We start from the raw sequence: 25616 nt of genomic DNA, 5'->3' as shown, positions 1-25616 counted from the left end.
GCGTATTGTGCGCTAACGGAGGGAGAAAACCAACTCCCAGGGCATATACCAAAGATTGGCCAGCACCATTAGCAACAACGCGCACCAGGTGGCGCTCATGCCGGAGCGGCGCCAGTAGTAGACGCGGTGATGAAAGCCCCAGGAGTGCATCAGTCGCCCGACAATCAATAAAATCCCGCAAACGTGCACCATCCAGGTCTGAGCGCCGTTCATCTCCATAAATAACAGCAAAATGAGGCCAATCGGCACATATTCGACGGCATTGCCGTGAACGCGGATGGCAACCTGCAGCTCGCTAAAGCCGCCGTCACCGTAGCCTACATGGTATTGGGTGCGCAGACGCACCACGTCAAATGAGAACTTCACTAACAATAACGCACCTAAAACGGCATACAGCGCGCTGACCATACGAAAACTCCCTTTAACTCTGGCAGATGGCTCCGGATATGATAGCAGGATATCAGAAAAGAGAAGATTGCTGCGGAATCGACGGCGCATTTCCTGCCGCCGGCAGGGCAGCGCGCAGGTCACCCCACAGGGTATCCACCAGCGCCGGGGCGAAAGCAATGTCCGGGGTATGCAGGAACAACCACGGGGTCCCCGACTGATGCCACTTCGCCAGGGTCTGAAGCCAGACGCGAAACAGTTCCCGGTTATGGGCCATATCGTCACCGCCGATAAAGCGCACCATTGGCTGCCGGGCGGTCATCACCGCATGTACCGGCACCTTCGGTTTCTTTTGTTGGGCATCGATCATCGCCGGACTGGTGGCCGCAGCGCTATGGACCGGGCGGCTGTCGAGGATCACGCGGTTGACGTTACGCTCGTGCAGCCCGCGGTTGAGCTGCTGTTCCGCTTCCCCTTTGGCGAAAAACTCGGGATGACGAACTTCGACGCCGTAGGAGAAATCTTTCGGCAGTCCGTCGAGAAAATGCCATAGCGCGGGGAGATCGCGAGGACCGAACGTCGCCGGCAGCTGCAGCCAGTACTGGCCGATGCGCGAGGCCAGCGGCGCCAGGCGGGCAAAAAATTCGCTGCTTAACTCGTCGCAATGGCGCAGGGCGGCCTGGTGCGAGATGGTGGCCGGGAATTTGAAGCAGAAGCGGAAGTCATCGTGGGTCTGTTCGTACCAGCGGGCGACAATCTCCGGCTTTGGTAGCGCATACAGGGTGGTGTTGCCCTCCACGCAGTTAAAGTGGCGGGCGTACTCTTCAAGGCTGGTGATGCCAAGGCGCACCCATTTCGGGTGCGACCACTGGGGAAGCCCAATATAAATCATAGCGCCGTGAGGATCTCCTCGGTACTGCGCACCCGGCCGATGCGCGGGAAAATATGCGTCATGCTGCTCTGATGCTGTTCGGCGGAGGCGGCGCTGCAGGCATCTTCAGCGATGACCAGGTTAAAACCCAGCTCCCAGGCGTTGCGGGCGGTGGATTCGACGCCGATGTTGGTGGAGATGCCGCAGAGAATGATGGTGTCGATCCCGCGGCGGCGCAGCTGAAGCTCAAGGTCGGTGCCATAGAACGCGCCCCACTGGCGTTTGGTCACTTCGATATCGCTCTCCTGCTTACCCAGCGTGGCCGGGTAGGTCCACCAGTTTTCGGGCAGCGTATGCGCCCCGGCCTGAGCGTCGACAGGCTGTTTCAGCGCTTCGGCGAAATCGGCCGACCAGCCCACGCGGACCATGATGACCGGCGAACCCTGTTGCCGGCACTTGTCTGCCAGGCGAGCGGCGCGCGCCACCACCTCGTCAGCCCGATGCGGGCCGCCGGCGAAAGGCAGAATGCCTTCCTGCAGATCGATTACCACCAGCGCCGTGTTTTTTGCATTGAGTTCTAACATGGTATCCCCGTATCTTCATCTGTTGTCAGGCGGCTACAATACCTTTGCGGCTTCAGCAAAAGAGTAACAAATTTTGTTAATTTATGTGAGTGTGGACGTTAAGCGCGCAGCAAAGCAGCGTACATCGTGCGTCGGACTTATCGAACGACAGAATTTCCAGTATAATAGCCGCCTTTTTTCATTCAGTTGTGACATCAGCTAAAGCTGCGACCTCGTCGCCTGCAGGGCAGACGACAATCCGCCGACGGCTAAGTTAAGGGATATCTCATGCGTACAGAATATTGCGGACAGCTTCGACAGTCCCACGTTGGGCAGCAGGTGACTCTGTGTGGTTGGGTCAACCGCCGTCGTGATCTCGGTAGCCTCATTTTTATCGATATGCGCGACCGCGAAGGCATCGTTCAGGTGTTTTTCGATCCGGATCGTGCGGATGCGTTGAAGTTAGCCTCTGAACTGCGTAATGAGTTCTGCATTCAGGTCACTGGCACCGTTCGCGCGCGTGAAGAGAAAAACATCAACGCGGACATGGCCACCGGCGCTATCGAAGTGCTGGCTTCCGATCTGACGATCATTAACCGCTCAGAATCGCTGCCGCTGGACTCCAATCACGTCAACACCGAAGAAGCGCGTCTGAAATACCGCTACCTCGACCTGCGTCGTCCGGAGATGGCGCAGCGCCTGAAAACCCGCGCGAAAATTACCAGCTTTGTGCGCCGCTTTATGGACGACCATGGCTTCCTCGACATCGAAACCCCGATGCTGACTAAAGCCACCCCGGAAGGCGCCCGCGATTACCTCGTGCCTTCCCGCGTGCACAAAGGCAAATTCTACGCGCTGCCGCAGTCGCCGCAGCTGTTCAAACAGCTGCTGATGATGTCCGGCTTCGACCGCTACTATCAGATCGTTAAATGTTTCCGCGATGAAGACCTGCGTGCCGACCGTCAGCCTGAATTCACCCAGATCGACGTGGAAACCTCCTTTATGACCGCGCCGCAGGTGCGTGAGATCATGGAGGCGATGGTGCGTCAGCTGTGGCTGGAAGTGAAAGGCGTCGACCTGGGCGAGTTCCCGATCATGACCTTCGCCGAAGCCGAACGTCGCTATGGCTCCGATAAACCGGATCTGCGTAACCCGATGGAGCTGGTGGACGTCGCCGACCTGCTGAAGTCTGTGGAATTCGCGGTCTTTGCCGGCCCGGCCAACGATCCGAAAGGGCGCGTGGCGGCCCTGCGCGTCCCGGGCGGGGCCTCTCTGACCCGCAAGCTGATTGACGAATACGGCAACTTTGTGAAGATCTACGGCGCGAAAGGGCTGGCCTATATTAAAGTGACCGAGCGTGCCAAAGGCATGGACGGGATCAACAGCCCGGTGGCCAAATTCCTGACCGCTGAAATCGTGGAAGCGATCCTTGACCGCACCGGCGCGCAGGATGGAGACATGATCTTCTTCGGCGCCGACAACAAGAAAGTAGTGGCCGACGCGCTGGGCGCGCTGCGTCTGAAGCTGGGTAAAGACCTGAGTCTGACTGACGAGAGCAAATGGGCGCCGCTGTGGGTGATCGACTTCCCGATGTTCGAAGACGACGGCGAAGGCGGCCTGACGGCGATGCACCATCCGTTCACCTCGCCGAAAGATATGACCGCGGATGAGCTGAAAGCCGCGCCGGAAGAGGCTGTGGCCAACGCCTACGATATGGTCATTAACGGTTATGAAGTCGGCGGCGGTTCGGTGCGTATCCACCGCGGCGAGATGCAGCAGACCGTATTTGGTATTCTGGGCATTAACGAACAGGAACAGCGTGAGAAATTCGGCTTCCTGCTGGATGCGCTGAAGTACGGTACGCCGCCGCATGCAGGTCTGGCCTTCGGTCTTGACCGTCTGACCATGCTGCTGACCGGTACCGATAACATCCGCGACGTTATCGCTTTCCCGAAAACCACCGCGGCCGCCTGCCTGATGACCGAAGCGCCAAGCTTCGCCAATCCGGCGGCGCTCGGTGAACTGGGTATTCAGGTTGTGGAGAAAGAGGCAAAAGCGTCTCTGGAGAACAAGTAATATGTCATTTAAGCTGCCCGTTTCGGTGCTGGTGGTCATTTACGCCGAAGATACGAAACGGGTGCTGATGTTGCAGCGGCGCGACGATCCCGCGTTCTGGCAGTCGGTCACCGGCAGCCTGGAAGCTGGAGAGACCGCGCTGCAGGCCGCCGCGCGTGAAGTAAAGGAAGAGGTCGCCATTGACGTTGCCTGCGAGCAACTGACCTTAATCGACTGTCAGCGCACGGTGGAGTTCGAGATATTTTCCCATTTGCGTCATCGCTATGCGCCGGGTGTAGAGCGCAATACGGAATTCTGGTTCTGTCTTGCGCTGCCTCATGAGCGGGAGATTACTTTCACCGAACATCTGGCCTATCGCTGGGTCAGCGCGACGGAAGCCGCTGCGCTGACCAAGTCGTGGAGCAACCGGCAGGCGATTGAAGAATTTGTAATTAACGCCGCCTGAAAGGGCGCGCTTTTTGGAGAGTTTTTTATGGCAGGTCATAGTAAATGGGCCAACACCAAACACCGCAAAGCGGCACAGGATGCCAAACGCGGTAAAATCTTTACGAAAATCATTCGCGAGCTGGTCACCGCCGCGCGTCTGGGCGGTGGCGATCCGGCTTCCAACCCGCGTCTGCGTGCGGCCGTTGATAAAGCGCTGTCTAACAACATGACTCGCGACACCCTGAACCGCGCCATCGCGCGCGGCGTCGGCGGCGATGAAGACGCGAACATGGAAACCATCATTTATGAAGGTTACGGCCCTGGCGGCACCGCGGTGATGGTGGAATGTCTGTCCGACAACCGTAACCGTACCGTTGCGGAAGTGCGTCACGCCTTCACCAAAACCGGGGGTAACCTCGGCACCGACGGTTCCGTCTCCTACCTGTTCAGCAAGAAAGGCGTTATCTCCTTCGAGAAAGGCGATGAAGACACTATCATGGAAGCGGCGCTGGAAGCAGGCGCAGAAGACGTGGTGACCTATGACGACGGCGCCATCGACGTCTACACCGCCTGGGAAGAGATGGGCGCTGTGCGCGACGCGCTGGAAGCCGCCGGCCTGAAAGCCGACGCTGCCGAAGTCTCAATGATTCCGTCCACCAAAGCGGATATGGATGCCGAGACGGCGCCGAAGCTGCTGCGTCTGATCGATATGCTCGAAGACTGCGACGACGTGCAGGAAGTGTACCATAACGGCGAGATCTCCGACGAGGTCGCAGCCACCCTGTGATGCAGCCGCATCCACGGTTAACCGGAGGCGCGTGATGGCTATTATTCTCGGCATTGACCCGGGGTCGCGCGTTACCGGTTATGGCGTGATCCGCCAGGTTGGGCGGCAGCTGAGTTACCTGGGCAGCGGATGCATCCGCACCAAAGTGGACGATCTGCCGTCGCGGCTGAAGCTGATCTACGCCGGGGTGACGGAGATCATCACCCAGTTCCAGCCCGACTATTTCGCCATTGAGCAGGTCTTTATGGCCAAGAATGCCGACTCGGCGTTAAAGCTCGGGCAGGCGCGCGGGGTGGCGATCGTGGCGGCGACCAATCAGGCGCTGCCGGTGTTTGAATACGCCGCCCGTCAGGTCAAGCAGACCGTGGTCGGGATTGGCAGCGCCGAAAAGAGCCAGGTCCAGCATATGGTGCGCACCTTGCTCAAGCTGCCCGCCAATCCGCAGGCGGATGCGGCGGATGCGCTGGCGATCGCCATCACCCATTGCCATGTCAGCCAGAATGCCGCTCAGATCAGCGAGACCCGGCTCAATCTGGCGCGGGGGCGCTTACGATAATCGCAAATCAGGCTGGATATCTATCCAGCCTTTTTTTATGATACCGCCAGATACTTAGACCATAACGCAGGAGCCCCACGTGATAGGCAGACTCAGAGGCATCATTCTCGAAAAACAACCCCCGCTGGTGTTGCTGGAAACGGCGGGCGTCGGCTATGAAGTGCATATGCCAATGACCTGCTTCTATGAGCTGCCGGAGGCCGGGCAGGAGGCGATCGTCTTCACCCACTTTGTGGTGCGTGAAGATGCCCAGCTGCTGTATGGGTTTAACAACAAACAGGAACGTACCCTGTTTAAAGAGCTGATTAAAACCAACGGCGTGGGGCCCAAGCTGGCGCTGGCGATCCTCTCCGGCATGTCGGCGCAGCAGTTCGTCAACGCCGTTGAACGGGAAGAGGTCGCCTCGCTGGTGAAGCTGCCGGGGATTGGCAAAAAAACCGCTGAACGTCTGATCGTTGAGATGAAAGACCGCTTCAAAGGGCTGCACGGCGACCTGTTCACCCCGGCGGCCGATCTGGTGCTGACCTCGCCGGCAGGCCCAACGGCGGACGATGCCGAGCAGGAAGCGGTTGCCGCGCTGGTCGCGCTGGGCTATAAACCGCAGGAGGCCAGCCGGATGGTCAGCAAGATCGCGCGTCCGGACGCCAACAGTGAAACGCTAATTCGCGAAGCGCTGCGCGCTGCGTTGTGAGGTAAGGGATGATTGAAGCAGACCGGCTGGTATCGGCAGACAGCAGCGGCTTTGAAGAGGCCGCTGACCGCGCCATCCGCCCAAAATTGCTGGCAGAGTATGTCGGCCAGCCGCAGGTGCGTTCGCAGATGGAGATCTTTATCCAGGCGGCGAAGCTGCGCGGCGACGCCCTCGATCACCTGCTGATTTTTGGCCCGCCAGGGTTGGGGAAAACCACCCTGGCCAATATCGTCGCCAATGAAATGGGGGTGAATCTGCGTACCACCTCCGGCCCGGTGCTGGAGAAGGCGGGCGATCTCGCCGCGATGCTCACCAACCTCGAACCGCACGATGTTCTGTTTATCGATGAGATCCATCGCCTCTCGCCGGTGGTGGAAGAGGTGCTCTATCCGGCAATGGAAGACTACCAGCTGGATATTATGATTGGCGAAGGTCCCGCGGCGCGTTCCATCAAGATCGATCTGCCGCCGTTTACCCTGATCGGCGCCACCACCCGCGCCGGTTCGTTGACCTCGCCGCTGCGCGACCGCTTTGGCATCGTGCAGCGTCTGGAGTTCTATCAGATCCCCGATCTGCAGCATATTGTCAGCCGCAGCGCCCGCCATATGGGGCTGGAGATGAGCGACGAGGGCGCGCTGGAAGTAGCCCGCCGTTCACGCGGCACGCCGCGTATTGCCAACCGTCTGCTGCGCCGGGTGCGTGACTTTGCGGAAGTGCGCCACGACGGCACCATCTCCGCCGATATTGCCGCCCAGGCGCTGGATATGCTTAACGTCGATGCGGAAGGGTTCGACTATATGGACCGTAAGCTGCTGCTGGCGGTGATAGATAAGTTCTTTGGCGGCCCGGTGGGGCTGGATAACCTCGCCGCCGCGATTGGCGAAGAGCGGGAAACCATTGAAGATGTACTGGAGCCCTACTTAATTCAGCAGGGCTTTCTGCAGCGTACGCCGCGGGGAAGAATGGCGACGGTGCGCGCCTGGAATCATTTCGGGATTACGCCGCCGGAAATGCCGTAGCGCGTTGCGGTTGAGCAGTTCATGGTGAAGCCCGGTCAGCAGCGTGACCGGGCTTTTTCATTTTCAGCTGGCGGCTTTTTTCGTCATGCTGAGAATAAACAGCACCGCGGCGCAGAGCACCACCGACGGCCCGGCCGGGGTATCATAGAAAGCCGAGAAGGTTAACCCGCCGGTAACGGCCAGCATGCCCACGCCCACCGCCACGGCGGCCATATGCTCCGGCGTACGGGCAAAACGGCGGGCGGTGGCGGCCGGGATAATCAGCAGGGAAGTAATGATCAGCGCCCCGACGAACTTCATCGCCACGCCGATAGTCAGGGCGGTGACCAGCATCAACAGCAGCTTGACCCGCTGCAGCTTCACGCCGTCGACAAACGCCAGGTCCGGACTGATGGTCATCGCCAGCAGATTCCGCCACTGCCAGAGCAGAATGCCAATCACAATCACCACGCCAGTGGCAATGGCGATCAGGTCCTGCGGCGTAACCGCCAGCAGATCGCCGAACAGATACGCCATCAGATCGACGCGGACGTTAGACATCAGACTGACCACCACCAGCCCCAGGGACAGCGCGCTGTGCGCCATGATGCCCAGCAGGGTATCGATCGCCAGATGCGGTCGTTTTTCCAGCCACACCAGCCCGCCAGCCAGCAGCAGGGTCACGGCGATCACCGCATAGAACGGATTGACGTTAAGCAATAAACCGAAAGCGACGCCGAGCAGAGACGCATGCGCCAGCGTGTCGCCGAAATAAGACATGCGGCGCCAGACCACAAAGGAGCCCAGCGGACCAGCGGCGCAGGCCAGCATCATCCCGGCAAGCCAGCCAGGTAACAGAAGTTCAATCATTAGCGGCTGTTTCCCCGACGCAGTACAATTCGCCCCTGAAGGTCGTGGCGGTGATTATGGTGGTGGCGGTATATCCCCAGCTGTTCCGCGCCGCGCGGGCCGAACATGGAGATAAACTCCGGGTGCATGGAGACCACCTCCGGTGCGCCAGAGCAGCAGATATGCTGGTTCAGGCACAAAACTTCGTCGGTTTTGGCCATCACCAGATGCAGATCGTGGGATACCATTAGCACCGCGCAGTCCAGTTCATGGCGCAGCTGGTTGATAAGATCGTAGAGCGCCACCTGGCCGTTGACGTCAACACCCTGGGTCGGTTCATCCAGCACCAGCAGCTGCGGACGGTTGAGCAGGGCGCGGGCCAGCAGTACGCGCTGCGTTTCGCCGCCGGAGAGCTTTTGCATCGGCGCATCGATCAGATGCCCCGCCTGCACGCGCTTCAGCGCCGGCAGGATGTCGTCTTTACGGGTGCCCGGGCGCAAACGCAGGAAGCGGCTAACGGTCAGCGGCAGCGTGGCGTCCAGATGCAGTTTCTGCGGCACATAGCCGATGCGCAGGCGTGCGTCACGCTTGATAACACCCTCTGTCGGTGCTACCAGCCCGAGAACCACCCGCACAAGGGTCGATTTGCCGGCGCCGTTGGGGCCCAGCAGGGTTAAGATTTTGCCTGGCGTGAGAGCCAGCGAGATGTCAGACAACACGCGGCGTTGGCCAAAGGCCACCGAGACATTTTCCAGCGTTACAAGGTTTGTCATAGTAATTTAGGGGTTGCACAAGCTAGTGAATGTTATAATATCACATCACACTCACTTATTTCGATGACTAGACGCATTATGTTACATAAAAATACGCTTCTTTGCGCTGGACTTGGCGCTGTTTTTTTGTTCGCGCAGGTACCGCTGGCCAGCGCCGCCGTGGTGACTTCTATGAAACCGCTGGGCTTTATTGCGGCGGCCATCGCCGATGGGGTGACCGAGACCCAGGTGCTGCTGCCCGATGGCGCCTCCGAGCATGATTATTCCCTCCGTCCTTCTGATGTAAAACGCTTACAGAACGCAGACTTAGTGGTGTGGATTGGTCCGGAAATGGAAGCCTTTATGGATAAGTCGACGCAAAGCATTGCGGCGAATAAAAAGGTGACGATTGCCGAGCTGGATGGGGTCAAACCGCTGCTCATCACCGGGGCGGACGACGATGACGATCACCATGGTCATGGCCATGGCGCAGCAGAAAAAGGTGACGGCGATCACCATCACGGTATTTACAATATGCATCTGTGGTTATCCCCAGAGATAGCGCGGCTTTCGGCGTTTGCAATCCACGATAAATTATTGGAACTTATGCCGCAGAGTCGAGCCAAACTCGACAGCAACCTGCAGCAGTTCGAGACCGCGCTGGCGGCGACCGACAAGCAGGTGAGCAATGAGCTGGCACCGCTGAAAGGGAAGGGCTATTTCGTTTTTCATGACGCCTACGGTTACTTTGAAAAACACTACGGTTTGACCTCGCTGGGGCACTTTACCGTCAACCCTGAAATACAGCCCGGTGCGCAGCGTTTACACGAAATCAGAACACAACTGGTTGAGCAGAAAGCCACTTGCGTTTTTGCTGAGCCACAGTTCAGGCCAGCGGTTATCGAAGCTGTTGCCCGGGGCACGTCTGTGCGCATGGGGACCCTGGATCCACTGGGGACAGGAATTACGCTGGGTAAAACGAGTTACCCGCAATTCCTCACCCAACTGGCGAATCAGTATTCGAGCTGCCTGAAAGGAGATTAACGAGGAAGTGAATACGTGCAACAGATAGCCCGCGCTGTCACTCAGGCATTCAACAATCTGCCACGACCTCATCGCGTCATGCTGGGGTCGCTTAGCGTTCTTACCTTAGCGGTCGCCGTCTGGCGACCCTACATTTACCACCCGGAATCCGCCCCCATCGTCAGAACCATTGAACTGGAAAAAAGCGAGATCCGTTCCCTGCTGCCGGAAGCCTCCGAGCCGATCGACCAGGCCCCGCAGGAAGAAGAAGCCATTCCTCAGGATGAGCTCGACGAAAAAGCCGATAGCGATGCCGGCGGGCACGAATACGTGGTGTCGACCGGCGATACGCTCAGCAGTATTCTGAACCAGTACGGTATCGATATGGGCGATATCGCCCAGCTTTCCTCCGCCGATAAAGAGCTGCGCAACCTGAAGATTGGCCAGCAGCTCTCCTGGACCCTGACCGCCGACGGCGATCTGCAGAGCCTGACCTGGGAGATGTCCCGCCGCGAGACCCGCACCTATACCCGTGTGGATAACGGTTTTAAAATGAGCAGCGAGCTGCAGAAAGGCGATTGGGTCAACAGCGTGCTGAAGGGCACCGTCGGCGCCAGCTTTGTCTCCAGCGCGCGTGATGCCGGGCTGACCAGCACGGAAATCAGCGCGGTGATCAAGGCCATGCAGTGGCAGATGGATTTCCGTAAGCTGAAGAAAGGCGACGAATTCTCGGTATTGATGTCGCGCGAAATGCTCGACGGCAAACGTGAGCAAAGCCAGTTACTCGGCGTGCGTCTTCGCTCTGACGGTAAGGATTACTATGCCATCCGCGCCGAAGACGGCAAATTCTACGACCGCAACGGGACGGGTCTGGCGAAGGGCTTTATGCGCTTCCCAACGGCGCGTCAGTTCCGCGTCTCCTCTAACTTTAATCCGCGTCGTCTGAACCCGGTCACCGGCCGCGTCGCGCCGCACCGTGGCGTCGATTTCGCGATGCCGCAGGGAACGCCAGTGCTGGCGGTGGGCGATGGTGAAGTAGTCGTGGCCAAACGCAGCGGCGCTGCCGGGTATTACGTCGCGATCCGCCACGGCCGCACCTATACCACTCGCTACATGCACCTGCGTAAGCTGTTAGTGAAGCCGGGGCAGAAAGTGAAGCGCGGGGATCGCATTGCGCTGTCGGGGAATACCGGACGCTCTACCGGGCCACACCTGCACTACGAAGTGTGGATCAACCAGCAGGCGGTCAACCCGCTGACGGCTAAGCTGCCGCGTACCGAAGGGCTGAGCGGTTCCGACCGGACCGACTATCTGGCGCAGGTCAAAGAGGTCGTTCCGCAGCTGCGGTTTGACTAACCACCGGTCAGTGGAAAGCCGGTGCCCCAGGGCGCCGGCTTTTTCTTTTGTAGGATACCCGACGTCTCGCTACACTATCCCATTATCTTGATTAAGCAGTCGATCTGCGGATTGGGCATGGAAACGAAAAAAAATAATATTGAGTTTATCCCTAAGTTTGAAAAATCCTTTTTACTGCCGCGCTACTGGGGCGCCTGGCTGGGGGTCTTTGCCTTCGCCGGTATTGCGCTGACGCCGCCATCCTTTCGCGATCCGCTCCTCGGCAAACTCGGTCGTCTGGTAGGGCGTCTGGCGAAAAGCTCGCGCCGCCGGGCGCAGATTAATTTGCTGTACTGCTTCCCGGAAAAAAGCGAGTACGAGCGGGAAGCGATCATCGACGCCATGTATGCCTCGGCGCCGCAGGCGATGGTGATGATGGCCGAGCTGGGCCTGCGCGATCCGCAGAAAATCCTTGCCCGCGTTGACTGGCAGGGGAAAGCGATCATCGACGAGATGCAGCGCAATAATGAGAAGGTGATTTTTCTCGTTCCGCATGCATGGGGTGTGGATATCCCGGCGATGCTGATGGCCTCCGGCGGGCAGAAGATGGCGGCGATGTTCCATAACCAGGGTAACCCGGTGTTCGATTACGTGTGGAATACCGTGCGTCGTCGTTTTGGCGGGCGTATGCACGCGCGCAACGATGGGATCAAACCGTTTATTCAGTCGGTGCGTCAGGGCTACTGGGGCTACTATCTGCCCGATCAGGATCACGGCGCCGAACACAGCGAGTTTGTGGATTTCTTTGCTACCTACAAGGCCACGCTGCCGGCGATTGGCCGCTTAATGAAAGTGTGCCGCGCCCGCGTCGTACCGCTGTTCCCGGTCTACGATAGCAAGACGCACCGCCTGACGGTGCTGGTGCGCCCGCCGATGGACGATCTGCTGGACGCTGACGATACGACCATCGCCCGGCGGATGAACGAAGAAGTGGAAGTGTTTGTTAAGCCGCACACCGAGCAGTATACCTGGATCCTGAAGCTGCTGAAAACGCGCAAGCCGGGTGAAATCGAGCCCTATAAACGCAAAGAGCTGTTCCCGAAAAAGAAATAAAAAAAGCCTCCGTCAGGAGGCTTTTTTATCTCTACCGTGCTTACTCGACGGTGAGGATACGGGTGGTGTTGGTGCTGCCGATGGTGCTCATCACGTCACCCTGGGTCACGACCACGAGGTCGCCGGAGACCAGATAGCCTTTGTCCCGCAGCAGATTGACGGCGTCGTGCGCGGCGGCCACCCCGTCATTCTGGCTGTCGAAGAACACCGGCGTCACCCCGCGGTAGAGGGCGGTCAGGTTCAGGGTGCGCTCGTGGCGGGAGAGGGCGAAAATCGGCAGACCGGAGCTAATGCGCGAAGTCATCAGCGCGGTACGGCCCGATTCGGTCATGGTGATGATGGCGGTAATGCCTTTCAGGTGGTTGGCGGCATACATCGCCGACATGGCAATCGCTTCTTCCACGTTGTCGAACTGGACGTCCAGACGGTGTTTGGAGACGTTGAGGCTAGGGATTTTTTCCGCGCCCAGACACACGCGCGCCATCGCGGCCACGGTTTCCGAAGGATACTGACCGGCAGCGGTCTCCGCGGAGAGCATCACCGCATCGGTACCATCCAGCACGGCGTTGGCCACGTCCATCACTTCCGCGCGAGTCGGCATCGGGTTGGTGATCATCGACTCCATCATCTGGGTGGCGGTAATGACGGAACGGTTCAGCTGACGGGCACGACGGATCAGCGCTTTCTGGATGCCCACCAGCTCAGGATCGCCGATCTCGACGCCGAGGTCGCCACGGGCAACCATTACCACATCGGAGGCGAGGATCACGTCGTCCATCGCATCCTGATCGCAAACCGCTTCGGCACGCTCAACTTTGGCGACGATTTTCGCATCGCAGCCGGCATCGCGCGCCAGGCGACGGGCGTAGTTCAGGTCTTCGCCGCAGCGCGGGAAAGAGACGGCCAGGTAGTCGACGCCGATTTTAGCGGCGGTGACGATATCAGCTTTATCTTTGTCGGTCAGCGCTTCGGCAGACAGGCCGCCGCCCAGCTTGTTGATCCCTTTGTTGTTGGACAACGGGCCGCCGACGGTCACTTCAGTGAAAACTTTCATCCCCTGAACTTCGAGGACTTTCAGCTGCACGCGACCATCGTCGAGCAATAAGATATCGCCCGGCACGACGTCCGCCGGCAGGCCTTTATAGTCGATCCCGACTTTCTCTTTGTCGCCTTCGCCTTTGCCAAGGTTTGCGTCGAGCAGGAATTTATCGCCGACGTTGAGGAAAATTTTGCCTTCTTTGAAGGTCGATACGCGAATTTTTGGTCCCTGGAGGTCGCCGAGGATGGCCACATGACGGCCCAGTTTTGCCGCAATCTCACGCACTTTGTCGGCACGGAGCTGATGATCTTCCGGGGTGCCGTGAGAGAAGTTCATACGTACTACGTTTGCGCCCGCGGCGATAACCTTTTCCAGGTTGTTATCGCGGTCAGTTGCCGGGCCTAAGGTAGTAACGATTTTGGTTCTGCGAAGCCTTCTGGACATGTAATACTCCGTTGACTGATACAACTTTGGTGTTGCGTGAACATGGATTCGGTAGCGCCAGCCTGCAACGTCGCACAGCCGGATCGTTATCGAAGGTGTAATGGGGTACTGCTTGTTATCAACTTTTATTGATTATCACTGGGTACGAATGGTTCTTTATCAAAACGCGATTCCTTCAGCGCTTCCTTGACCCTCTTCAAGTTATCTCTGAATTTTGCCCCCCGACGCAAGGTAAAGCCAGTCGCCAACACGTCAATGACGGTCAACTGGGCCAAACGGGAGACCATCGGCATATAGATGTCGGTATCTTCCGGCACATCAAGGGTAATGGCGAGCGTGGCTTCCCTGGCTAGCGGCGTCCCGGCGGAGGTGAGAGCGATCACCATGGCATCGTTTTCACGAGCCAGCTGCGCCAGCTCCACCAGGCTCTTGGTTCTTCCGGTATGCGAGATAATCACCACCACATCATCGTCATCGCAATTCATACAGCTCATCCGTTGCAGGACAATGTCGTCGGAATAGATGACCGGCACGTTAAAGCGGAAAAATTTGTTCATCGCGTCGTGAGCGACCGCCGCTGAGGAGCCGAGGCCGAAAAAGGCGATTTTTTTGGCCTGAGTCAGCAGATCCACCGCGCGATTTACCGCCGACATGTCGAGAGAATGGTGCACCTGATCTAAACTCGCCATGGCCGATTCGAATATTTTTCCCGTGTATGACTCAACGCTGTCGTCTTCATCGACATTCCGGTTAACATAGAGCGTGCCGTGCGCAAGGCTCTGGGCCAGATGCAGTTTGAAGTCAGGGAATCCGCGGGTTTCGAGACTACGGCAGAAGCGATTGACGGTCGGTTCGCTAACCCCGGCCTCAAGGGCGAGGGCGGCGATGCTCGAATGAATGGCCTGCTCGGGGGTGGCGAGGATCACTTCCGCCACTTTGCGTTCAGATTTGCTAAGGTGTTCCAGTCGGGACTGGATTTTTTCCAGCATGTTCATTAGTAACAGGGCGCTCATCAATGGAAACGATTTCATTAATGGGTGAAATCATTGGGCGTTTTAGCAAGAATATACCCCTCCGCAAGCGCAAGCGGTGAGGAATGACGTGAAATGATGTTGTTTTTTTTCATTACATGATCAGGGTCGTATTTTACTGACCTGAACCAGGTACAAACAACGAACAATAACGGCCGAATGCCCAAATCATCGCCGAATGTTTTCACCCTGTGCGGTTTTACCGCCGCAAACGAAGGGGAAGGCTTTCGGGAAATACGTAAACACAGTACAGTGCAGTGTAAGAAAATTACAAATATAGCCTGGCAAAAGCACCAGACTATCAACTGAGGAGAATGACATGGCGGTAACGCAAACGGCCCAGGCATGCGACCTGGTCATTTTCGGCGCGAAGGGCGACCTGGCGCGGCGTAAATTGTTGCCTTCCCTGTATCAGCTTGAAAAGGCGGGCCAGATCCACGCTGACACCAGAATCATTGGCGTCGGCCGTGCCGACTGGGATAAAGCGGCTTATACCAAAGTCGTGCGCGAAGCGCTGGAAACCTTCATGAAGGAAAAAATTGATGAAGGTTTGTGGGATACCCTGAGCGGACGCCTGGAGTTCTGTAATCTTGACGTCAATGACACCAGCGGCTTCACCCGCCTGGGTGAGATGCTGGATCAAAAGAACCGTGTCACCATCAACTATTTCGCTATGCCGCCGAGCACCTTTGGCGCGATCTGTAAAGGGCTGGGCGAAGCGAAGCTTAATGCCAAGCCTGCGCGCGTGGTCATGGAAAAACCGCTCGGCACCTCGCTGGAAACCTCCCGTGAAATCAACGACCAGGTCGGCGAGTTTTTTGAAGAGTGTCAGGTCTACCGTATCGACCACTATCTCGGTAAAGAGACGGTCCTCAACCTGCTGGCGCTGCGCTTCGCCAACTCCCTGTTCGTCAATAACTGGGACTGCCGCACCATCGATCACGTCGAAATCACCGTCGCGGAAGAGGTGGGTATTGAAGGGCGCTGGGGTTACTTCGACCAGGCCGGGCAGATGCGCGACATGATCCAGAACCACCTGCTGCAGATCCTGTGCATGATTGCCATGTCGCCGCCGTCCGATCTCAGCGCCGACAGCATCCGTGATGAAAAGGTCAAGGTGCTGAAATCCCTGCGCCGTATTGACCGCTCCAACGTGCGCGAGAAAACCGTTCGCGGCCAGTATACCGCCGGCTTTGCCCAGGGCAAAAAAGTGCCTGGCTATCTTGAAGAGGAGGGGGCCAACAAGACCAGCAACACCGAAACCTTCGTGGCGATCCGCGTCGATATCGATAACTGGCGCTGGGCTGGCGTACCGTTCTATCTGCGCACCGGCAAACGTCTGCCGACCAAATGCTCAGAGGTAGTGGTTTACTTCAAAACCCCGGAACTGAATCTGTTTAAAGAGACCTGGCAGGAGCTGCCGCAGAACAAGCTGACCATTCGCCTGCAGCCGGACGAAGGGGTAGATATCCAGGTACTGAACAAAGTGCCGGGCCTCGATCATAAACATAACCTGCAGATCACTAAACTGGATCTGAGCTACTCCGAGACCTTTAACCAGACGCACCTGGCCGATGCCTATGAACGTCTGCTGCTGGAGACCATGCGTGGCATCCAGGCGCTGTTCGTTCGCCGCGACGAAGTAGAAGAGGCGTGGAAATGGGTTGACTCCATTACCGAAGCCTGGGCAGCCGACCGCGATGCGCCGAAACCGTATCAGGCCGGGACCTGGGGACCGGTTGCGTCGGTGGCCATGATCACTCGCGACGGTCGTTCATGGAACGAGTTCGAGTAAGGCTGGAGGCTAATCCGTCAGGGTTATTTTACCGGTAACATGATCTGACGCAGAAAGTCGCACGCTTTTTAATCTTTTAAGCCCCGTGAGGATTCACCCACGGGGCTTTTTTTATTACACTGCCTGCAGATATTTTGCCCCTGAGCGCTGGTGTTTGTGGCCTTTACCACGTCAACACGTCATCACGCAGCGGCCGGACAGATAAAAATTTGAGGAGCCTTTATGAATTCGACAATGTTACGGGTAACAAATCGCATTATCGAACGGTCGCGTGACACCCGCGCGGCTTACCTCGCAAGGATTAACCAGGCCAAAACCGACACCGTGCATCGTGCGCAACTGGCCTGCGGCAATCTGGCTCACGGATTCGCGGCCTGCCAGGCTGACGACAAAGCCTCCCTGAAGAGCATGTTGCGCAACAACATTGCCATCATCACCTCCTACAACGACATGTTGTCCGCTCACCAGCCCTATGAACACTACCCGGAGATCATCCGCAAAGCGCTACACAGCGCCAATGCGGTCGGCCAGGTCGCCGGCGGCGTGCCGGCGATGTGCGACGGCGTAACGCAGGGGCAGGACGGGATGGAGCTTTCACTCCTGAGCCGCGAGGTGATCGCTATGTCCGCCGCCATCGGCCTGTCGCATAACATGTTCGACGGGGCCCTGTATCTCGGGGTCTGCGATAAAATTGTTCCCGGTCTGACCATGGCGGCGCTCTCATTTGGCCATCTGCCGTCGGTCTTTATTCCCTCCGGTCCGATGGCCAGCGGCCTGCCGAATAAAGAGAAGGTTCGCATTCGCCAGCTGTATGCAGAAGGGAAAGTTGACCGTATGGCGCTCCTGGAGTCCGAAGCCGCCTCTTATCACGCGCCGGGGACCTGTACTTTCTACGGAACGGCGAACACCAACCAGATGGTGGTCGAATTTATGGGCATGCAGCTGCCGGGCTCGTCCTTTGTCCATCCGGATGCTCCGCTGCGGGAAGCGCTGACCGCCGCCGCCGCGCGCCAGGTCACCCGCATGACCGGCAACGGCAATGAGTGGATGCCGCTGGGCAAAATGTTTGACGAAAAAGTGGTGGTCAACGGCATCGTGGCGCTGCTGGCGACCGGTGGCTCCACCAACCACACTATGCACCTGGTGGCGATGGCCCGCGCGGCGGGAATTATCATTAACTGGGACGATTTCTCCGACCTGTCAGACGTGGTGCCGCTGCTGGCGCGCCTCTATCCCAACGGCCCGGCGGATATCAACCACTTCCAGGCGGCAGGCGGCGTTCCGGTACTGGTGCGCGAGCTGCTGAAAGGCGGCCTGCTGCATGAGGATGTTCACACCGTGGCCGGCTTTGGCCTGTCGCGCTACACCCTGGAGCCATGGCTGAATAACGGCGAGCTGGACTGGCGCGAAGGGGCGACAGCGCCATTGGACGACCAGGTCATCGCGACCTTTGAAAAACCATTCTCCCGCCACGGCGGCACCAAGGTGCTGAGCGGCAACCTGGGACGCGCGGTAATGAAAACTTCGGCGGTCCCGGTGGAGAACCAGGTGATTGAAGCGCCGGCGGTGGTATTCGAGAGCCAGCACGACGTGTTGCCGGCCTTTGAAGCGGGGCTGCTGGACAAAGACTGCGTGGTGGTGGTCCGTCATCAGGGGCCAAAAGCGAACGGGATGCCAGAATTACATAAACTTATGCCGCCACTTGGTGTATTATTGGACCGCCGTTTCAAAATAGCGCTGGTGACCGATGGCCGACTCTCTGGCGCCTCCGGTAAAGTCCCGTCAGCCATTCACGTCACGCCTGAAGCGTATGATGGCGGCTTGCTGGCGAAAGTGCGCGATGGCGATCTTATTCGCGTGAACGGACAGACGGGGGAACTGACGCTGCTGGTGGATGAGGCCGAACTGGCGGCGCGTCAGCCGCATATCCCTGACCTCAGCGCGTCGCGCGTGGGAACCGGTCGGGAGATGTTTGGGGCGCTGCGTGAGAAGCTCTCTGGCGCGGAGCAGGGCGCAACCTGCATCACTTTTTAAGACGATTTAATTTCTAGATCTGGCGAGAGAAAATCCTGATGAAAAACTGGAAAACAACAGCAGAAGCAATCCTCACCTCCGGTCCGGTTGTCCCGGTTATCGTAGTGAAAAAGCTGGAACACGCGGTACCGATGGCGAAAGCGCTGGTGGCGGGCGGCGTTCGCGTGCTGGAAGTGACTCTGCGCACCGAGTGCGCCCTGGAGGCGATCCGCGCGATTGCCAAAGAAGTTCCGGACGCGATTGTCGGCGCGGGCACGGTTACCAACGTTGAGCAGTTGAAAGCGGTAACGGAAGCCGGCGCGCAGTTCGCTATCAGCCCGGGTCTTACCGAATCCCTGCTGAAAGCGGCGACCGAAGACGGCACCATCCCGCTGATCCCGGGGATCAGCACGGTATCTGAGCTGATGCTGGGTATGCAGTATGGCCTGAAAGAGTTTAAATTCTTCCCGGCGGAAGCTAACGGCGGCGTGAAAGCCCTGCAGGCGATTGCGGGTCCGTTCGGCCACATTCGTTTCTGCCCGACCGGCGGTATCTCTCCGGCCAACTACCGTGACTACCTGGCGCTGAACAGCGTACTGTGCATCGGCGGTTCCTGGCTGGTGCCAGCCGACGCCCTCGAAGCCGGCGACTACGATCGCATCACCACCCTCGCGCGAGAAGCGGTGGAAGGCGCGAAATAAACCACGCCTCCAGGTCAACAACCCGGTCTGCGGCAACGCGACCGGGTTTTTTGTCTTTACCCTTCGACGATGACCGCCGCGGCGGCGGCTTTAGCGCGCGCCACGGCCTCCTCAACCGAATCGGCGACGGCGAGGGTTACCCCCAGGCGGCGGGTACCGTCAATCTCCGGCTTGCCGAACAGACGCAGCTGCAGGCCAGCCCCGACGGCCGACTGCAGCTGGCCAAAGCTGACGTTCTGGCTGGACAACTGCGGAAGGATCACCGCGGAGGCGGCCGGGCCATACTGGCGGATAGCGCCGACGGGTAGCCCGAGGAAGGCGCGAACGTGCAGGGCGAATTCCGAGAGATCCTGGGAGATAAGCGTCACCATCCCGGTGTCGTGTGGTCGCGGGGAGACTTCGCTGAAGATCACCTCGTCGCCGCATACGAACAGCTCCACGCCAAACAGACCATAACCTCCCAGCGCCAGCACCACCTTGCGGGCGATGGTCTGGGCACGCTCGAGGGCCAGGTCGCTCATCTGCTGCGGCTGCCAGGACTCACGGTAATCGCCGTCTTCCTGGCGATGGCCAACCGGAGCGCAGAAATGCACGCCGTCGACGGCGCTGACGGTGAGCAGGGTGATTTCGAAATCGAAGTTCACCACCCCCTCGACGATCACCCGTCCGGCGCCAGCGCGGCCGCCCTGCTGCGCATAGCGCCAGGCTTCGCTGAGCTGGTCAGCCGAGCGGATAAAGCTCTGGCCTTTGCCGGAGGAGCTCATCACCGGTTTAACGATGCATGGCAAACCGATCTCGGTAACCGCCGCGCGGAAGCCTTCTTCGCTGTCGGCAAAACGATAGCGCGAGGTGGGAAGCTGCAGCTCTTCCGCCGCCAGGCGGCGAATGCCTTCGCGGTTCATGGTGAGCTTTGCCGCCCGCGCCGTGGGGACCACTTTCTGCCCGGCCTGTTCCAGTTCGACCAGGGTGTCGGTAGCGATAGCTTCGATCTCCGGCACGATGTAATCGGGTTTTTCCTGTTCAATCAGGGCGCGCAGGCTCTCGCCGTGCAGCATATTGATGACGTGGGCGCGGTGGGCGACCTGCATCGCCGGGGCATCGGGGTAGCGGTCTACGGCGATGGTTTCAATGCCCAGACGCTGACATTCAATAGCGACTTCTTTACCCAACTCGCCGGAACCTAACAGCAAAACTTTGGTGGCTGCCGGGCGCAGCGCGGTGCCTAATACAGTCATAACTCTCATCCGCAGTAAAAAAAGATGGCAGCGATTATAAACGAAAACGTTTGCGTATGTCTTTACGCGCGTAACGCGCGTGAGTTGAGTCCGGGAGGGAAATTTGCTATACTGTATAAAAATACAGTGTTGAGAGGCTGCAGTATGGCGGTTGAAATTAAATATGTGGTGATCCGCGAAGGTGAGGAAAAAATGTCTTTTGCCAGCAAAAAAGAGGCCGACGCTTACGACAAAATGCTCGATCTGGCAGAGGTGCTGAATGACTGGCTGGTGGCATCCCCGCTGGAGATGGATGACGTCCAGCGCGATACCATGGCGATGTGGCTGGCTGAGCGTAAAGAAGCGCTGCAGCATATCCTGCGAGTTGGCCGACTGCCGGAGCAAGAGACGCCCGCACAGGACGCCTCCGCGCCGTCGGCTACCGCCGAGACTTCTCCGGCGGGTGATGACGCCGTGCCGGCGGCCAAAGCGCGCAAAGCCAAGGCAGCCTGAACGCTGGCGGTCAGTCACTGGTCGGTCGGCCCCGATGCTGCCGTCGCACGTACCTTTGCGCATCTTTAGCCATATCTAACATTTCCTGACATCGCGTCGTTTAGGCTGATAACAGTGTTTGTCACCTGAGAGGAAAACCATGGCTAACTGGCTACATCAACTGCAGTCGCTGCTCGGGCAGCAGGGTGCGTCACCGTCCGGCGAGTCGTCAAAAGGGAGCGGCCTGCTGCCCGGCGCCATCGGTGGGCTGGCCGGATTGCTGGTGGCCAGCAAATCGTCACGCAAATTGTTGGCGAAATATGGCACTAGCGCGCTGCTGGCAGGCGGCGGGGCGGTGGCGGGCACGGTGTTATGGAACAAGTATCAGCAGAAAATGCGCGCGCAGAATACGTCCGCCCAGGCGCCTGAGACGGCAGCGGCGCCGACGGATGTCGATCCGCGCAGCGTGCGGCTGATCACGCCCCTGGTATTTGCCGCGAAAAGCGACGGTCATATTGATGACCACGAGCGGGCGAATATTGAAACTCAGCTGCGGGCGGCCAATATTGACGTTCAGGCCCGGGTGCTAATTGACCAGGCGCTGGCCCAGCCGCTGGATCCGCAGCGTCTCGCCGAGGGCATCATCGACCCGCAGGAGGCGCTGGAGATCTACTACGTCAGCTGCGCGGTGATTGATATCGACCATTTTATGGAGCGTAGCTACCTTAATGCGCTGGGAGACGCCCTGGCGCTGCCGAAAGATGTCCGGGCCGATATAGAACAGGATATCCAGTCACAAAAACAAGCGCTAAGCGTCTAAATCATCACGTTTCGCTTGCATCGCTCGCGTCTTTTGCCACCCTTATAGACACGTCATCATTCAGGCGCCACCCTGCGGCCTGAATGCTCTTGTGTCACGATAAAGCAGCAGAAGAATAACATGCCACCTAAAGCTAAACGGATCCCTCACGCCATGACCTTGCATGGCGATACACGCATCGATAATTATTACTGGCTGCGCGACGATGAGCGCGCGCGACCTGACGTGCTGGAGTATCTGCACGCGGAGAACGCTTACGGCAAGCAAGTGATGGATTCGCAGCTCAGCCTGCAGGAGCGTCTGCTGAAGGAGATTATCGACCGCATTCCGCAGCGGGAAGTCTCTGCCCCCTACAGTAAAAACGGCTTTCGCTACCGTCAGGTGTATGAGCCGGGCTGCGAATACGCTATCTACCAGCGGCAGTCGGTGCTGAAAGAAGAGTGGGATGAGTGGGAGATCCTGCTCGATGCCAACCAGCGGGCGGCGAAGAGCGAGTTCTACACCCTGGGCGGACTGGGCATTGCGCCCAACAACCAGCTAATGGCGGTGGCGGAAGATTACCTTTCCCGCCGCCAGTACGGCCTGCGCTTTTGCGACCTCAGCAACGGCGAGTGGTACCCGGAAATCCTCGAAAATGTCACCTCCGGCTTTGCCTGGAGCAACGATTCACGCTTTGTTTGGTATGTGCGTAAACATCCCACCACGCTGCTCCCTTATCAGGTCTGGCGCCACACCGTCGGGACACCGGCGCAGAGCGACGCGCTGGTCTACGAGGAAAAAGATGAGACCTTCTACGTCAGCGTGCATAAAACCACCTCCCAGCAGTTCGTGGTAATTTATCTCTCCAGCGCCACCACCAGCGAAGTGCTGCTGCTCAACGCCGAACTGCCAGACGCCGAGCCGGTCTGCTTTCTGCCACGGCGTAAAGATCATGAATACAGTCTTGATCACTATCAGCACGCTTTCTATCTTCGTTCCAACCGGGAGGGGAAGAATTTCGGCCTCTACCGTACCGTGCTGCGTGATGAAGAACAGTGGACCACGCTGATCCCGCCGCGTCACGACGTGATGCTCGAAGGATTTACCCTGTTTACCGACTGGCTGGTTGTGGAAGAGCGTCAGCGTGGCCTGACCAGTCTGCGGCAAATTAACCGCAAGACCCGGGAGGTGGTGGGGATCGCTTTTGACGATCCGGCCTATGTCACCTGGCTTGCCTATAATCCGGAGCCCGAAACGTCGCGACTGCGCTACGGCTATTCCTCCATGACTACGCCGGATACGCTGTTTGAACTGGATATGGATACCGGCGAACGAAGAGTGATCAAACAGCAGGAGGTAAAGGGGCTGGATACGAGTTGCTACCAGAGCGAACACCTGTGGGTGACCGCCCGCGATGGCGTCGAAGTCCCGGTCTCTCTGGTCTACCATCGCGAACATTTTCGCCAAGGGAGCAACCCGCTGCTGGTCTATGGCTATGGCTCATATGGCGAGAGTATCGATGCCGATTTCAGCGCCAGCCGGCTGAGCCTGCTCAACCGCGGCTTTGTCTACGCCATCGCCCACGTCCGCGGCGGCGGCGAGCTGGGTCAGCAATGGTATGAAGACGGTAAATTCCTGTGTAAGAAAAATACCTTCAACGACTATCTGGACGTCTGTGACGCGCTGCTTGCCCAGGGGTACGGCGATCCGCGGCTCTGCTACGGCATGGGGGGCAGCGCCGGCGGAATGCTGATGGGCGTGGCCGTGAATGAACGGCCAGAGCTGTTCCATGGCGTGATAGCCCAGGTGCCGTTCGTCGATGTGGTGACCACCATGCTGGATGAAACTATTCCGCTGACCACCGGTGAATTTGAAGAGTGGGGAAATCCGCAGGATGAAACCTATTATCACTATATGAAAAGCTACAGTCCCTATGACGGCGTGAGGGCGCAGGCGTATCCCCACATGCTGGTGACTACCGGTCTGCATGATTCCCAGGTGCAATACTGGGAGCCGGCTAAATGGGTGGCGAAACTGCGGGAACTGAAAACCGACGATAACCTGCTGCTGCTCTGCACCGATATGGATTCCGGACACGGCGGAAAATCCGGGCGCTTTAAAAGCTATGAAGGGGTGGCGCTGGAGTACGCCTTTTTCATCGCCCTGGCGCAGGGGACACTGCCGGGAAAAGCGGCAGTGTAGGCGCTATTCCCCGAGGTAATGCCTGAGCGTCAGGCGCAGTTCGGGGCTCATGCGGTCGAGATTGTTGAATAACCAGCGCAGATAGCCTGGATCGTTTTCAGCAATCTCGGCGACGGCCTTACCCCGGTATTTGCCGAAGGTAAAAGTAGTCAGCAGCGCCGGCCGACCGGTGATATCGGCCATTTGGTCAGGGGTCCAGCCGGAAACATTGATGATATCCAGCAGCAGCGCGGCGGTGATATAGCAGTCATACAGCGCCCGGTGGTGATGCAGTCCCGGCGGCGTAGTCACGTTCAGCTTACGTGACTTATATAACCCCATATTGCTGTATTTGATTCCCGGCCACAGGCGTCGGGCCAGCTTCATCGTACAGATCCACTCGCCGTGCATCTCCGGCAACACCCGGCGATCGAAGCTGGCGTTATGCGCGACGTACCACGGGCTGCCATGATAGTGCGGAATAATCTCCTCAATCCACGGCTTATCGGCGACCATCTCTTCCGTGATCCGGTGGATAGCCATCGCCTGCGGGCTGATGGGCCGATCGGGACGCACCAGATGGCTCATGGGATTGGTAATTTGCCCGTCGACTATATCGACCGAGGCGATTTCAACGATGCCCCCCTGCAGGCCGCAGGTTTCGGTATCAATGACGCGCAGCATGGCTCGCTCCAGAGCAAAACAATAAGCGTAATGGAATTGGCCGGGCTTGCCAACCGACGGGGAGGAGGCGAGCGCGCATTATTTCTGTTTCGGCTCCCACGGTAGTCGCGAAAGGGAGACGGAGGCCAGCCGATGGGAGATCAGTCGTTCACGGAACCAGTCGCGCAGATGTGCAGGCTGTTCACGCTCGACTAAATCAGCGACCACCGGCATATTGTACCGTTCCTTAAAAGCAACGCCGGCGGCGGCGAGATCGACATTGACTTTATCCATCTCATCTTGCGAAATTTTGGCCAGATTTCTTTCCATCATCCACTCCACTCTGCTTATAAATCCGGTCAGGGCCAGATGCCTGGCTCGACTCTGGCATTATACAGGGTTATTCTCTGTGCTACAGACATAACAAAAGGGAATGACGAATATGCGACTTCTTGCTGGACGCGCGTTGCGTCTCTCCGTTGCGCTTGCCGGGATGTTAACCGCGGCGGGCGCCTTCGCCCACGCTCACCTGCAGCAGCAGATCCCGACCGCCGGGGCGCAGCTTTCAGCTTCCCCACAGACGCTGACGCTCAGTTTTTCCGAAGGTATTGAACCCGCATTCAGCGGCGTGACCGTCACCGGTCCGCAGCAGCATGCGGTGGCTACCGGAAAACTGACCCGCAGCGCCGATAATCCCGCCGAGGTCACGTTACCTTTGGCGGAAGCCTTGCCGCCGGGAGAGTACACCGTGGCATGGCATGTGGTCTCGGTGGATGGTCATAAAACCAAAGGGCAATATACCTTTAGCGTGAAGTAA

The 25616-nt window shown here is 58.4% G+C and carries 27 protein-coding genes; 17 read left to right on the top strand and 10 right to left on the bottom strand.

The features are described 5' to 3' along the window. Positions 1–12: 12 nt before the first annotated feature. The 3 genes from DR88_RS11535 to DR88_RS11545 are packed head-to-tail and all read right to left on the bottom strand — an operon-like array spanning position 13 to position 1842. Positions 13–408 (bottom strand): MAPEG family protein, encoded by a 396-nt coding sequence (locus tag DR88_RS11535; RefSeq protein ID WP_002911484.1) that lies wholly within the window; start codon positions 406–408, stop codon positions 13–15. Positions 409–460: 52 nt separating this feature from the next. After that, positions 461–1279: a DUF72 domain-containing protein gene (locus DR88_RS11540; RefSeq protein ID WP_032443932.1), complete on the bottom strand. Its 819-nt coding sequence runs from the start codon at positions 1277–1279 to the stop codon at positions 461–463. Further along, positions 1276–1842 (bottom strand): hydrolase, encoded by a 567-nt coding sequence (locus DR88_RS11545; RefSeq protein WP_002911481.1) that lies wholly within the window; start codon positions 1840–1842, stop codon positions 1276–1278. Before DR88_RS11545 ends, DR88_RS11540 begins: the two co-directional genes overlap by 4 nt. Positions 1843–2109: 267 nt before the next feature. On the opposite strand from DR88_RS11545, the gene aspS reads away from it, so the two are divergent. From aspS to ruvB, 6 genes are all read left to right on the top strand, one after another. Further along, positions 2110–3897, top strand: a complete 1788-nt coding sequence (gene aspS, locus DR88_RS11550; protein ID WP_002911479.1) for an aspartate--tRNA ligase — start codon at positions 2110–2112, stop codon at positions 3895–3897. Between the two features lies 1 nt (position 3898). Further along, positions 3899–4342 (top strand): dihydroneopterin triphosphate diphosphatase, encoded by a 444-nt coding sequence (gene nudB / locus DR88_RS11555; protein ID WP_002911477.1) that lies wholly within the window; start codon positions 3899–3901, stop codon positions 4340–4342. A 27-nt stretch (positions 4343–4369) separates the two neighbouring features. Then, a complete protein-coding gene (locus DR88_RS11560) occupies positions 4370–5110 on the top strand; it encodes a YebC/PmpR family DNA-binding transcriptional regulator (RefSeq protein ID WP_002911459.1) in 741 nt (246 codons plus the stop codon). 34 nt (positions 5111–5144) lie between these two features. Further along, a complete protein-coding gene (gene ruvC / locus DR88_RS11565; RefSeq protein ID WP_002911456.1) occupies positions 5145–5666 on the top strand; it encodes a crossover junction endodeoxyribonuclease RuvC in 522 nt (173 codons plus the stop codon). 79 nt (positions 5667–5745) lie between these two features. After that, complete coding sequence (gene ruvA, locus DR88_RS11570) at positions 5746–6357, top strand: Holliday junction branch migration protein RuvA (RefSeq protein WP_002911454.1); 612 nt, start codon at positions 5746–5748, stop codon at positions 6355–6357. An 8-nt stretch (positions 6358–6365) separates the two neighbouring features. Then, positions 6366–7376 (top strand): Holliday junction branch migration DNA helicase RuvB, encoded by a 1011-nt coding sequence (gene ruvB, locus DR88_RS11575; RefSeq protein ID WP_004148860.1) that lies wholly within the window; start codon positions 6366–6368, stop codon positions 7374–7376. A gap of 63 nt (positions 7377–7439) precedes the next feature. On the opposite strand, the gene znuB is transcribed toward ruvB, so the two are convergent. Both znuB and znuC read right to left on the bottom strand, forming a co-directional pair. Further along, positions 7440–8225, bottom strand: coding sequence for a zinc ABC transporter permease subunit ZnuB (gene znuB / locus DR88_RS11580; protein ID WP_025860714.1), 786 nt, complete (start codon positions 8223–8225; stop codon positions 7440–7442). Continuing rightward, positions 8225–8944 (bottom strand): zinc ABC transporter ATP-binding protein ZnuC, encoded by a 720-nt coding sequence (znuC, locus tag DR88_RS11585; protein ID WP_004197828.1) that lies wholly within the window; start codon positions 8942–8944, stop codon positions 8225–8227. Before znuC ends, znuB begins: the two co-directional genes overlap by 1 nt. Before the next feature lie 111 nt (positions 8945–9055). Here znuC and znuA point away from each other — a divergent pair, with 111 nt between their 5' ends. From znuA to lpxM, 3 genes are all read left to right on the top strand, one after another. Continuing rightward, positions 9056–10000, top strand: a complete 945-nt coding sequence (znuA, locus tag DR88_RS11590; RefSeq protein ID WP_025860712.1) for a zinc ABC transporter substrate-binding protein ZnuA — start codon at positions 9056–9058, stop codon at positions 9998–10000. Positions 10001–10015: 15 nt separating this feature from the next. After that, a complete protein-coding gene (gene mepM, locus DR88_RS11595) occupies positions 10016–11335 on the top strand; it encodes a murein DD-endopeptidase MepM (protein ID WP_004148858.1) in 1320 nt (439 codons plus the stop codon). Positions 11336–11452: 117 nt separating this feature from the next. Then, positions 11453–12427 (top strand): lauroyl-Kdo(2)-lipid IV(A) myristoyltransferase, encoded by a 975-nt coding sequence (lpxM, locus tag DR88_RS11600; protein WP_002911442.1) that lies wholly within the window; start codon positions 11453–11455, stop codon positions 12425–12427. 40 nt (positions 12428–12467) lie between these two features. Here lpxM and pyk read toward each other — a convergent pair whose 3' ends face one another. Together pyk and DR88_RS11610 are read right to left on the bottom strand one after the other, a co-directional pair. Then, positions 12468–13910, bottom strand: coding sequence for a pyruvate kinase (gene pyk / locus DR88_RS11605; RefSeq protein WP_002911440.1), 1443 nt, complete (start codon positions 13908–13910; stop codon positions 12468–12470). A gap of 125 nt (positions 13911–14035) precedes the next feature. Further along, on the bottom strand, positions 14036–14941 hold the full coding sequence (locus DR88_RS11610; RefSeq protein ID WP_004145555.1) for a MurR/RpiR family transcriptional regulator: 906 nt from the start codon (positions 14939–14941) through the stop codon (positions 14036–14038). A 159-nt stretch (positions 14942–15100) separates the two neighbouring features. On the opposite strand from DR88_RS11610, the gene DR88_RS0126110 reads away from it, so the two are divergent. The 4 genes from DR88_RS0126110 (at position 15101) to DR88_RS11625 (ending at position 19450) form a co-directional block, all read left to right on the top strand. Beyond that, positions 15101–15250 carry a hypothetical protein gene (locus DR88_RS0126110; RefSeq protein WP_004145554.1) on the top strand — a complete coding sequence of 50 codons (150 nt, stop codon included), beginning with the start codon at positions 15101–15103 and terminating at the stop codon, positions 15248–15250. 10 nt (positions 15251–15260) lie between these two features. After that, on the top strand, positions 15261–16736 hold the full coding sequence (gene zwf / locus DR88_RS11615) for a glucose-6-phosphate dehydrogenase (protein ID WP_002911427.1): 1476 nt from the start codon (positions 15261–15263) through the stop codon (positions 16734–16736). 222 nt (positions 16737–16958) lie between these two features. Beyond that, entirely contained in the window at positions 16959–18770 is a 1812-nt protein-coding gene (edd, locus tag DR88_RS11620; RefSeq protein ID WP_002911425.1) for a phosphogluconate dehydratase, read from the top strand. A gap of 38 nt (positions 18771–18808) precedes the next feature. Continuing rightward, on the top strand, positions 18809–19450 hold the full coding sequence (locus tag DR88_RS11625) for a bifunctional 4-hydroxy-2-oxoglutarate aldolase/2-dehydro-3-deoxy-phosphogluconate aldolase (RefSeq protein ID WP_002911423.1): 642 nt from the start codon (positions 18809–18811) through the stop codon (positions 19448–19450). Positions 19451–19506: 56 nt separating this feature from the next. Here the strand turns inward: DR88_RS11625 and purT are convergent, their stop codons facing one another. Then, entirely contained in the window at positions 19507–20685 is a 1179-nt protein-coding gene (purT, locus tag DR88_RS11630) for a formate-dependent phosphoribosylglycinamide formyltransferase (protein WP_025860706.1), read from the bottom strand. 144 nt (positions 20686–20829) lie between these two features. Between purT and DR88_RS11635 the strand changes: the two genes are divergently transcribed. The 3 genes from DR88_RS11635 (at position 20830) to ptrB (ending at position 24157) form a co-directional block, all read left to right on the top strand. Beyond that, the gene (locus DR88_RS11635; protein WP_004175424.1) at positions 20830–21177 is read left to right on the top strand and encodes a YebG family protein; all 348 of its coding nucleotides are present in this window, start codon (positions 20830–20832) and stop codon (positions 21175–21177) included. A 139-nt stretch (positions 21178–21316) separates the two neighbouring features. Next, positions 21317–21976, top strand: a complete 660-nt coding sequence (locus tag DR88_RS11640; RefSeq protein ID WP_025860703.1) for a tellurite resistance TerB family protein — start codon at positions 21317–21319, stop codon at positions 21974–21976. A gap of 120 nt (positions 21977–22096) precedes the next feature. Continuing rightward, a complete protein-coding gene (gene ptrB, locus DR88_RS11645) occupies positions 22097–24157 on the top strand; it encodes an oligopeptidase B (protein WP_004148850.1) in 2061 nt (686 codons plus the stop codon). A 3-nt stretch (positions 24158–24160) separates the two neighbouring features. On the opposite strand, the gene exoX is transcribed toward ptrB, so the two are convergent. Both exoX and DR88_RS11655 read right to left on the bottom strand, forming a co-directional pair. Then, complete coding sequence (exoX, locus tag DR88_RS11650; RefSeq protein ID WP_021440386.1) at positions 24161–24820, bottom strand: exodeoxyribonuclease X; 660 nt, start codon at positions 24818–24820, stop codon at positions 24161–24163. Positions 24821–24898: 78 nt separating this feature from the next. Further along, positions 24899–25129, bottom strand: coding sequence for a DNA polymerase III subunit theta (locus DR88_RS11655; protein ID WP_025860700.1), 231 nt, complete (start codon positions 25127–25129; stop codon positions 24899–24901). A 112-nt stretch (positions 25130–25241) separates the two neighbouring features. Between DR88_RS11655 and yobA the strand changes: the two genes are divergently transcribed. Then, positions 25242–25616: a CopC domain-containing protein YobA gene (gene yobA / locus DR88_RS11660; RefSeq protein ID WP_004151448.1), complete on the top strand. Its 375-nt coding sequence runs from the start codon at positions 25242–25244 to the stop codon at positions 25614–25616.

Source organism: Klebsiella pneumoniae (assembly GCF_000742135.1).
GTDB classification, from domain to species: domain Bacteria; phylum Pseudomonadota; class Gammaproteobacteria; order Enterobacterales; family Enterobacteriaceae; genus Klebsiella; species Klebsiella pneumoniae.
This window is presented reverse-complemented; position numbering and strand designations above follow the sequence as displayed.

Excerpts from the sequence above, each read along its gene's own strand:
- edd (WP_002911425.1), top strand. The coding sequence starts at position 16,959 with ATGAATTCGACAATGTTACGGGTAACAAATCGCATTATCGAACGGTCG.
- purT (WP_025860706.1), bottom strand. The coding sequence starts at position 20,685 with ATGACTGTATTAGGCACCGCGCTGCGCCCGGCAGCCACCAAAGTTTTG.
- DR88_RS11625 (WP_002911423.1), top strand. The coding sequence starts at position 18,809 with ATGAAAAACTGGAAAACAACAGCAGAAGCAATCCTCACCTCCGGTCCG.
- zwf (WP_002911427.1), top strand. The coding sequence starts at position 15,261 with ATGGCGGTAACGCAAACGGCCCAGGCATGCGACCTGGTCATTTTCGGC.
- DR88_RS11535 (WP_002911484.1), bottom strand. The coding sequence starts at position 408 with ATGGTCAGCGCGCTGTATGCCGTTTTAGGTGCGTTATTGTTAGTGAAG.
- znuA (WP_025860712.1), top strand. The coding sequence starts at position 9,056 with ATGTTACATAAAAATACGCTTCTTTGCGCTGGACTTGGCGCTGTTTTT.
- nudB (WP_002911477.1), top strand. The coding sequence starts at position 3,899 with ATGTCATTTAAGCTGCCCGTTTCGGTGCTGGTGGTCATTTACGCCGAA.
- yobA (WP_004151448.1), top strand. The coding sequence starts at position 25,242 with ATGCGACTTCTTGCTGGACGCGCGTTGCGTCTCTCCGTTGCGCTTGCC.
- DR88_RS11635 (WP_004175424.1), top strand. The coding sequence starts at position 20,830 with ATGGCGGTTGAAATTAAATATGTGGTGATCCGCGAAGGTGAGGAAAAA.
- DR88_RS11655 (WP_025860700.1), bottom strand. The coding sequence starts at position 25,129 with ATGGAAAGAAATCTGGCCAAAATTTCGCAAGATGAGATGGATAAAGTC.
- ptrB (WP_004148850.1), top strand. The coding sequence starts at position 22,097 with ATGCCACCTAAAGCTAAACGGATCCCTCACGCCATGACCTTGCATGGC.
- pyk (WP_002911440.1), bottom strand. The coding sequence starts at position 13,910 with ATGTCCAGAAGGCTTCGCAGAACCAAAATCGTTACTACCTTAGGCCCG.
- DR88_RS0126110 (WP_004145554.1), top strand. The coding sequence starts at position 15,101 with ATGCCCAAATCATCGCCGAATGTTTTCACCCTGTGCGGTTTTACCGCC.
- aspS (WP_002911479.1), top strand. The coding sequence starts at position 2,110 with ATGCGTACAGAATATTGCGGACAGCTTCGACAGTCCCACGTTGGGCAG.
- DR88_RS11545 (WP_002911481.1), bottom strand. The coding sequence starts at position 1,842 with ATGTTAGAACTCAATGCAAAAAACACGGCGCTGGTGGTAATCGATCTG.
- ruvB (WP_004148860.1), top strand. The coding sequence starts at position 6,366 with ATGATTGAAGCAGACCGGCTGGTATCGGCAGACAGCAGCGGCTTTGAA.
- DR88_RS11540 (WP_032443932.1), bottom strand. The coding sequence starts at position 1,279 with ATGATTTATATTGGGCTTCCCCAGTGGTCGCACCCGAAATGGGTGCGC.
- DR88_RS11610 (WP_004145555.1), bottom strand. The coding sequence starts at position 14,941 with ATGAAATCGTTTCCATTGATGAGCGCCCTGTTACTAATGAACATGCTG.
- ruvC (WP_002911456.1), top strand. The coding sequence starts at position 5,145 with ATGGCTATTATTCTCGGCATTGACCCGGGGTCGCGCGTTACCGGTTAT.
- DR88_RS11640 (WP_025860703.1), top strand. The coding sequence starts at position 21,317 with ATGGCTAACTGGCTACATCAACTGCAGTCGCTGCTCGGGCAGCAGGGT.
- znuB (WP_025860714.1), bottom strand. The coding sequence starts at position 8,225 with ATGATTGAACTTCTGTTACCTGGCTGGCTTGCCGGGATGATGCTGGCC.
- lpxM (WP_002911442.1), top strand. The coding sequence starts at position 11,453 with ATGGAAACGAAAAAAAATAATATTGAGTTTATCCCTAAGTTTGAAAAA.
- DR88_RS11560 (WP_002911459.1), top strand. The coding sequence starts at position 4,370 with ATGGCAGGTCATAGTAAATGGGCCAACACCAAACACCGCAAAGCGGCA.
- exoX (WP_021440386.1), bottom strand. The coding sequence starts at position 24,820 with ATGCTGCGCGTCATTGATACCGAAACCTGCGGCCTGCAGGGGGGCATC.